We start from the raw sequence: 7,257 nt of genomic DNA on the forward strand, positions 1-7,257 counted from the left end.
TGCAGGCCGGGCTCCAGCGGGCCGTGATGCAGTCCAGCTATCGCATTCGCTCGTAGTCGAACAGTCCCTTCAGTCTGGCCTGGTCGCCGGCGAATAACCGCTCAAGGCGCTTCCTGAGCGCCGGGTCAATCGAGTATCTGCGCTGGCCGGTGAACTTACCCACCGGCAAGCGGTGTGGCGGCAACCCGAGAAAGTCGTAGACCCGGTTCGCGGTCCGGTTGCCGTCCGCCCAGAAGTCCTCGGTGCGCAGCATCAGGAGGTTTCCGCGCGGAAAGTGCTTCAGCCAGGCCTGAAGTTGCTCGGCGTAGCGCCCGCGCTTCAGGTAGGAGTGCACCCGCACGCTGTGGTACTTGTAGCGCGGACCGTCGGGAACCGCCTCCCCGATGCTGGACAGGCGCTCGGCTTCGGCGTCTACCGCGGCTTCGAAGGGGAGCCATTCGCGCCCTTTCCGGGTCGACATGGCGTGGTGGGACAAAGCCCTCTCGACGGGGTCGCGCAAAATGGCGATGAGCTTCATCCGAGGGTCGAGAGCGGCCGCTCGCCGCGGCGCCAGCGGGTGGATCATGTAGCTCGGCGAGGCCTCGCCCGTGATGTGGGAACCGCCGCGGTTCAACGGAAAGTGCGAGCGGTACCAACGCCGGCCGCGGTCGTGGAAGTCGTCGAAATAGTGGACCTCATTGCGCAGGGGACGCAGTACGAGTGGATGCGCCGCCAGCAGGCCGAACAGCGCCGTGGTGCCACTCTTCTGCGCACCGATGATCAGGAACGAGGGGCGAAGGCGCGCCGGGGCCGTGACGCGCCGCCACAGCCCGATGCCGATGCGGCGAAGCCACCGGCGCGAACCGCGGCCGGGAATCACCGCGCCGGCCTGCTGCGGTGTGCCGGAGTCCCGTCGGGGCTCCTGCGCTGGCGGACGCGGCGCATGCTCTGGAACGGCCGGGCGTTTGCGATTGGAGTCCCCTTTCATGAGCCGTGCGCTACAATCGCGCCGGTACGGAATCCGCGAAGGCAAGCCCGTGGCAACGAAACGCCGCCTGTTCGTTCATATCGGCCTGCCGAAGACCGGATCCACCACGATTCAGGTGCTGGCGTACGCGTTGCGCGGAGAGCTCGCGAGCAAGGGTATCGGCATCGCGCGGACCGGGTGCCGAGCCGGGCGTTGTTGCCACAACGCTCTGGTGCGTCAACTGTCGCGCAGGTCACTGGCGAACCCCCGCCGGGACCTCTGGCAGGCGCTGGCCGGGGAACTCGATGCGTCCTCGTCGCCATCGCTGCTGGTTTCGGCGGAACTGTTCACCGCCGGCGGCGTCTTTACCCCGACGCCCGGGCGCGACAGCGCCGCGCGGCTCGCGGGGCTCGCCGCGGACCTTGATCTCGATGTGCGCCTCATCGCCTACGTGCGGCCGCTGTGGCAATACGCGGAGTCGCTGTACTCGCAGCTGGTGAAGAGGGGATTCCTGGCCGAGCGGTTCGAGACCTGGCTCGGCGGAGCGCTCCGCAGCGGGGTGCTCGACTACGGCCGCGCGCTCGGGCCATGGCGCGAGGCTTTCGGAGAGCGGTTGTCGGTGCATGCGGTGGACCTGTCCGGATCCGGGGGGGCGCTGGTGGCGCATTTCTTCGCGTGGCTGGGGGTCCCCGGCAGTAACGCCGCGGAATGGCGTCACGCGCATGAGAACCGCCGCCCGGGCGCGAAGGAACTGGAAGCACTGCGCCGGGCCGGGGCGGCGCTGATGGAAAAGGGTTATGGATTGGGACTGCGAAAGCGCCTGTTGGGCCGGCTGGTCGGGCTGGCGCCGCTTCTGGAAGGAGACGTGCCGTTCGCACCGTTGAGCGCCACACAGGCGCAGGAGCTGACCGGGCAGTTCGCGCAGGTCAATTCGGATCTTGCAACGGTTTACGGTGTGGATGCGGGAGACGTGCTGTTTCGTGAGATCGGGCCGCGGGAGCCGTGCAGCGCGGGATGGAACGACTTCCGGTCCGCAGAGCGCCGGCGGGTGAACCGCTACGTGCTCGCGCAGACAGGGGCGAACCTGGAACGGGCGCGGGACCGATCGAGGTCGCTCCCCCAATCGTTTTGGACGGCTGCCGCGGTGGGAGCGCTGCGGGTCGCCGCGACGCGGATGAGCCTGTACCGGCCGCGGTGGTGGCACCGCGCGAAATCGCGGCGGCCGCACCCGATGCACTGACGGGCCGCGTCCGGGACACCCAAAAGGTGCAAAGCGGGCCGCCCCATGAACGACGTTCAATGCGAGGGAGCGGGCGCCGTGCTTCACCGCACCGGAGGCGCGGCGTCGCCGATGGCGTGCGGATCATTGGGTACCAGCGCCTTGTGCGCCTTCACGTGCGACACCAGCGGCCGGCCGGCCCGGGCGGCGGCAATGCGATCCACGAGGCGCATGGGAATGACACCGACGCGCAGCCCGTTGGAGAACCGGCCGTCGATGATGCGTTCGCTGGTGAGGATGAGCGCCGAACGGGCGAAACCGAGGGCGCGGTCGAGGGCAGCGGCCGAAACGCGACTTGCCAACAGGCCGGCCAGCAGCGTTTTGCCGGCCCGGCTCGCGGGAACGGACCGCCACTGCCACCGGTACCGCAAGGCGAAGGCGGGGTCTTCGATGCGCCAGCGCCGGCGGGGGTCCTCGAGCAGCGCGAGGTTGAGCGCGGTCTGGTCGTCCATTTCGGCGCCTGCCGTGTCGTGGGAAACGGCGGGGCTGGCCTGGATCAGCGCGTCAGCCCGCGCAAACAGGTCCCGCGTGCGGTCGTTGGCGCGGCAGTAGAAAAACCCCGCGCACAGCACGAAGCGGTGCGCGAGGTAGTGGGCGCGCGGCAGGGAGGTGCCCTGCGAAGCCAGCAGGTCGAAGTCCGCTCCTTGGCGGATGAGCCACGGTCGCGGGTCGTCGAGCCAGAAGGCGTCGGCGTCGCTGTGGATGAAGTCGCAGCCGTTTTCGACTAAGAAGCGAAGAAACTTCAAGCGCAAGGGCATGAGCACCTGCATGCGCTGGCGGTGTTTGCGCCACCGCCGTGCGCGGTCCGTGTCGTGCGGCCGGTCAGGCGGTTCGTCGGTGAACCGGGGCAGGTGAGGAAGAAAATCATAAAAATACGGCGCGCGTTGTGCGCCCACTTCGCGGCGCAGGAGCCGGGCGAGCTCCCGATCCATGCACACGATGCGAAAGTGGCGGCAGCAGGCGCGGTTCGCGAGTTCGATCCAGCGCCGAACAAGGATGTGGTAGCGCAGGGTCGCGAAGACCACGGTGGCCGGACCTTCCTCGCCGGCCCCGAACGCCGTTGCAATTGTGGAGCGGCTCGATGACATGCTTCAGGTGCGTCTGGAAACGGGCGAGGCGAGTGGATGTCAGCGTGCCGGTGCGTCGGAGCGGCGGGCGGCCGGGAGCGGACGCCGGGCGGCGGGGTCGTTTGCGATGGTGGCGCCGGCGAAAGGCAGCAGGTAGCGCTCGTAGATTCGCTCGCGGCGACGAATGCGCCCTATCAGGCCATCGGCCTGGAGCGCCGCGGCGATCCGGAGCTTGAGATCCACGGGGGAAACGTTCCGCCGGCCGACGTGCTCGACGAGGAAATCGAGGATGGCGGGGTGGTAGCGGAGTTCCCCCGCCATGACGGCGCACAGCTCGTCCGTAAGCGCGTCGAAACGAAGGTAGAGGTCCGCGCGCAGGTCGCGGCGGAACCGGCCGCTGGCGAAGTACTCCCGGATCGCACCTTCCGGCTGATTCAATACCCGCGCAGGATCCTCGAAGAGCAACGTGATTGCCCAGAAGGTGAGGTAGCCGATGCCTCTCGGCCAGGTGTCGATCCCGAACCAGCGCAATAGTTTGAACGGACCTCTGACGGTGTGGGTGAACCAGATGAAGAAAGGTACCGAGATGTTCTCGATGGACTCCGGGCCAGCGCGTTCGGTGCGGAACCGTTCCAGGAACTCGGCCTTGTGATGGAGCAGGATCGTTCGAAGGCGGGGGTCGAGCGCCACCTCCCGGCCGTGGACCAGGAAAGCGATGGCGCGGCTGAGTTGCGGAGGCTTCAACTTGCGCGTGTAGTGGAGGTACTGCGAGCAGTACCAGTCCTTCACGCCGCGCAGTGCGCAGAGTCTGGGGTAGACCCGAAGGCGGGCGGGCAAGATGCTGTAGCCGGCGTGGCGGCGTAGCGCGGGATTGAGGCTGCCGTATCGAAAGCCCAGGCGTTTGAACGTGTTCATGAACTCGACGGCGGCACGGTTCGGCACGTACAGGCTGCGCAACCGGCAGGCATGCTGCAAGTGCAGCCAGTCCGCAGCGGCGAAGAACCGCGCGGTGTAGGTGGTGCCGGTCTTGGGAATGTTCAGGCACAGCGACGTTCTGGGCAGCACGGGCGGTCTCCTCAGCCGATGGCCGGGCGCACCATGGGCGGCGGGGAACCGGCAAGGCCGGCGAGTTCGGGGCGCCAGCCACGATATACGGCTTGCGCAGCAGCAAGAAACTCGCCGTCGTCGCGGCGCCAGGTTTGGCTGCGTCCGTGGCGCACGAGCAGGTAATCCGCGTCGTGGGTGCGATAGACGCCCCCGCCGCAAGCGTGCACGTCTTCCGCGAGCGCCGCGTCGACGTGCCGGGGCACGTCGCGCCAGCCCCCGGCGCGTTGCAGGTCGGTGCGGGCAATGAGCATCGTGCCACCCGTGATGGAACCGGACCAGACCTCGGGCGGAACCTCGCGTACGCGCACGGTGCACTCGGCGTGGGCCAGATAGACCGTGGCGGGGAACTTGCCAACGAGCGCGGCGCCGGAGTACTCGCGCGCGAGCACCAGGTCCCAGAGATGCTCAGAGCCGTAGAGGTCGTCGTCATCCATCTTGGCCAGCAGGGGGCCGGAGGCGGCCGCGCTCGCCCGGGCGAGCACCGCGCCCAGCGTGTATTCGCTGTCCAGGCGCAGGACCTGCACCGGGCGCGCAAACGGCGCCAGCGCCGCGTTCACGGATTCGGCCGCGAACCCCGTTCCGTGCAGCGCGAGCACGAGCTCGAGGTTCGGCCAGGTCTGGCGGGCAACGTTTGCAACGGCGTGGGCGAGACACGGCGGCCGCCGCGTGGCGAGCAGGACGGACACGAGCGGCAACGGCGGCGGCCGGGCGCCCGCCGCCTCGCATACCTGGCGGGCGCGTGCGGCAACGGAGTGGCCGCGCAACGCCTCGCGCCGCTGGGCGATGCTGAGCGCCTCACGCTCCGCGACGCCCGCATTGCGACTGTCGGCGGTCAAGAGCCGGAACAGCGATTCGCCCAGCAGCGGCTCCATCGCCCGGTGGGCGTCGGCAAGGCGCACCGGCAGCCCGAGGGCGGCGATGCGCGCAAGCGTTCCCGCCCGCGCGATGGCGCCGGCGTGGTATGCGGCCGTGTCTTCCAGGCGATGCGCGTGCAGCAACGCCCGGCGGTCGCCGGGCGCGACGGACCGGCGCGCGCACGCGCCGGTCGGCAGACGGGCGTGCGGCCCGAGCGAGACCGCGCGGTTCTCCACGTGGCGCACCCAGCCGACCGGATTGTTAAGCGCGGGGTCGAAGGCCGGGACCGCGAGCGCGGGCGCCCGGCTGAGCAGCGCGCGCGGTGCGCGCACCCCGGCGGCCGCAGCCGCCGTGTCGGCAAGGACGGCGTCAGGACGCCGTGTTCGCGCCTCGTGCCGGACACGGGTCGATGCCGCGAACACGGCGCGGGAACGGGGCCCGAGGACGGCCAGATCGATGCCGAGCGGTGGATCGGGGGTGGCGGCCGTGCGTGATTTGCTGCGGCCAGGGGGCACGACGTGCGCGGGGGAAGCGGACCTCTCAAAACCCTGGCGCACCCGCCACCGTACGCCCACGGCAAGCCACCGCAGGAACCGCCACGCGGTACGGAGCCCCCGGACATGGCGCGCTTCGGCCGCAACGCGCGACAGGACAGCGCGCGCGCCTTGGGCGGCAGCGGACCGCGGGCCCGCTGGGCGACCGCGGGCGGCGGTCGTGGGCGCGGTCACCCGGCGGCGGACGGGGCGAAGCACGCGGGCCGGCAAGACGCGGGTATCGCCGAAGTCGGCCGCCTGGCCGCCGCTACGGCGAGCGCGGCGCAGCGCCCAGGTGCGGGTGATCGTGATCCGCTGACCGCTGCCGTCGAGGCCCGCGCTGGCAGTGACGGCATCGCCCAGGGCTGATTCGAGCCGGGCCAGCGCCTCGGGAGCGACGGTGGCGGCTGCGGGCAGGACCGCGTGCAGGGGCGATGCAGGGAACACGTCGAGCGCCGAGGCGCCTGTAGCCACAGACAGGCGCGGTTCGTGCCTGTACCGCCGGCGCAGCCGGTTCCGGTCGGCGTCTCGGCCCGGGGCCAGGTCGATGCACACGGCCAGGTCGCCGCCGGGGTTGGCCAGCAGCGCTTGTACGCTGTCGGAAATGCGCTGGTAAGGTGCCGTTCCGGCCACGAGCGTGACGACGAGGCGCGGCACCGCGTAGCGGCGGGTGGCGCCGGCCGGCCGGAAGCCCGGCTCGGCGATGAGGTCGGCCAGCTTCCCCGCCTGCCCTTCCCTGTCGCGGCGCTTGGCCTGCCTCCCGTCGCGCCAGCGCCCCTGGTGCCAGGCGAAGGCCTCGCGCACCGGGATCAGCAGTCCGCCGGCGTTTTGCACACGGTAGGCGAACTCGGTGTCCTCCCCGCCGTAGCGGGTGAAGGACTCGTCGAACGCGCCCGCCTCCTCGAACAGCGCGCGGGAGATCGCGAAGTTGTTGCCGGTGACGGCCCGGAAAAGGTCAGTGTGCCGGGAGGTGAAATCGTCCGTGCGGGCCATGTGTCGCTCGATCCACGGCGGATCGGACGCCTTGCCGTCGAACAGCGTCCCAAGCGCGCCGCGATGGCCGCGCACGGCTTCCGGACGAAGGCCCTCGGGGGACACATAGGCGCAGAATCCCTGCGTGAGTGCGTCTCCGACGGCGTGGTGCCAGCGCGCGTGCGCGCGGATCAGTCCGGATTCGGCGATGACGTCGCCGTCCAGAAACACGAGGATGTCGTTCGAGGCGGCCTTCGCGCCCGTGTTGCGGGCGCGCGCGAGCCCGAACCCCCGGCGGGGCTGGCGCGCGACGCGCAGATCCAGCGACGTGGCGGGCGCCGTTACCGGCGGGTCGGAGCCGTCGTCGACGACCACGACCTCGAGCAGCTCGCCCGGCCAATCCTGGCGTTCGATCCCGGCCAGCGTGAGGGCGAGCGCGGCGGGCGCCCGGTAGGTGGGAATGATGACGCTGACGGGGCGGGCGGGTTCGAATTCGGC

Annotated in this window: 5 protein-coding genes; 1 reads left to right on the plus strand and 4 read right to left on the minus strand. The window is 70.4% G+C overall.

Going from position 1 to position 7,257, the window contains the following annotated elements:
• Positions 1–37 precede the first annotated feature (37 nt).
• Positions 38–967, minus strand: coding sequence for a sulfotransferase domain-containing protein (locus tag F4036_05465; protein ID MYK37189.1), 930 nt, complete (start codon positions 965–967; stop codon positions 38–40).
• Between F4036_05465 and F4036_05470 the strand changes: the two genes are divergently transcribed.
• Complete coding sequence (locus tag F4036_05470; GenBank protein MYK37190.1) at positions 966–2,186, plus strand: hypothetical protein; 1,221 nt, start codon at positions 966–968, stop codon at positions 2,184–2,186. The two genes, F4036_05465 and F4036_05470, sit on opposite strands and share 2 nt — an antisense overlap.
• A gap of 83 nt (positions 2,187–2,269) precedes the next feature.
• Here the strand turns inward: F4036_05470 and F4036_05475 are convergent, their stop codons facing one another.
• The 3 genes from F4036_05475 to F4036_05485 all read right to left on the minus strand — a co-directional run.
• Entirely contained in the window at positions 2,270–3,313 is a 1,044-nt protein-coding gene (locus F4036_05475) for a glycosyltransferase family 77 protein (GenBank protein MYK37191.1), read from the minus strand.
• Between the two features lie 39 nt (positions 3,314–3,352).
• Positions 3,353–4,357, minus strand: a complete 1,005-nt coding sequence (locus tag F4036_05480) for a hypothetical protein (protein ID MYK37192.1) — start codon at positions 4,355–4,357, stop codon at positions 3,353–3,355.
• An 11-nt stretch (positions 4,358–4,368) separates the two neighbouring features.
• Positions 4,369–7,257 (minus strand): glycosyltransferase (locus F4036_05485; GenBank protein ID MYK37193.1); only part of this gene is annotated, 2,889 nt, incomplete at its 5' end.

The organism is Gammaproteobacteria bacterium, assembly GCA_009845905.1.
Taxonomy (GTDB): domain Bacteria; phylum Pseudomonadota; class Gammaproteobacteria; order Steroidobacterales; family Foliamicaceae; genus Foliamicus.

Bases quoted from the DNA above. Each gene is read 5' to 3' on its own strand.
- F4036_05470 (MYK37190.1), top strand. From the start codon at position 966: ATGAGCCGTGCGCTACAATCGCGCCGGTACGGAATCCGCGAAGGCAAG.
- F4036_05475 (MYK37191.1), bottom strand. From the start codon at position 3,313: ATGTCATCGAGCCGCTCCACAATTGCAACGGCGTTCGGGGCCGGCGAG.
- F4036_05465 (MYK37189.1), bottom strand. From the start codon at position 967: ATGAAAGGGGACTCCAATCGCAAACGCCCGGCCGTTCCAGAGCATGCG.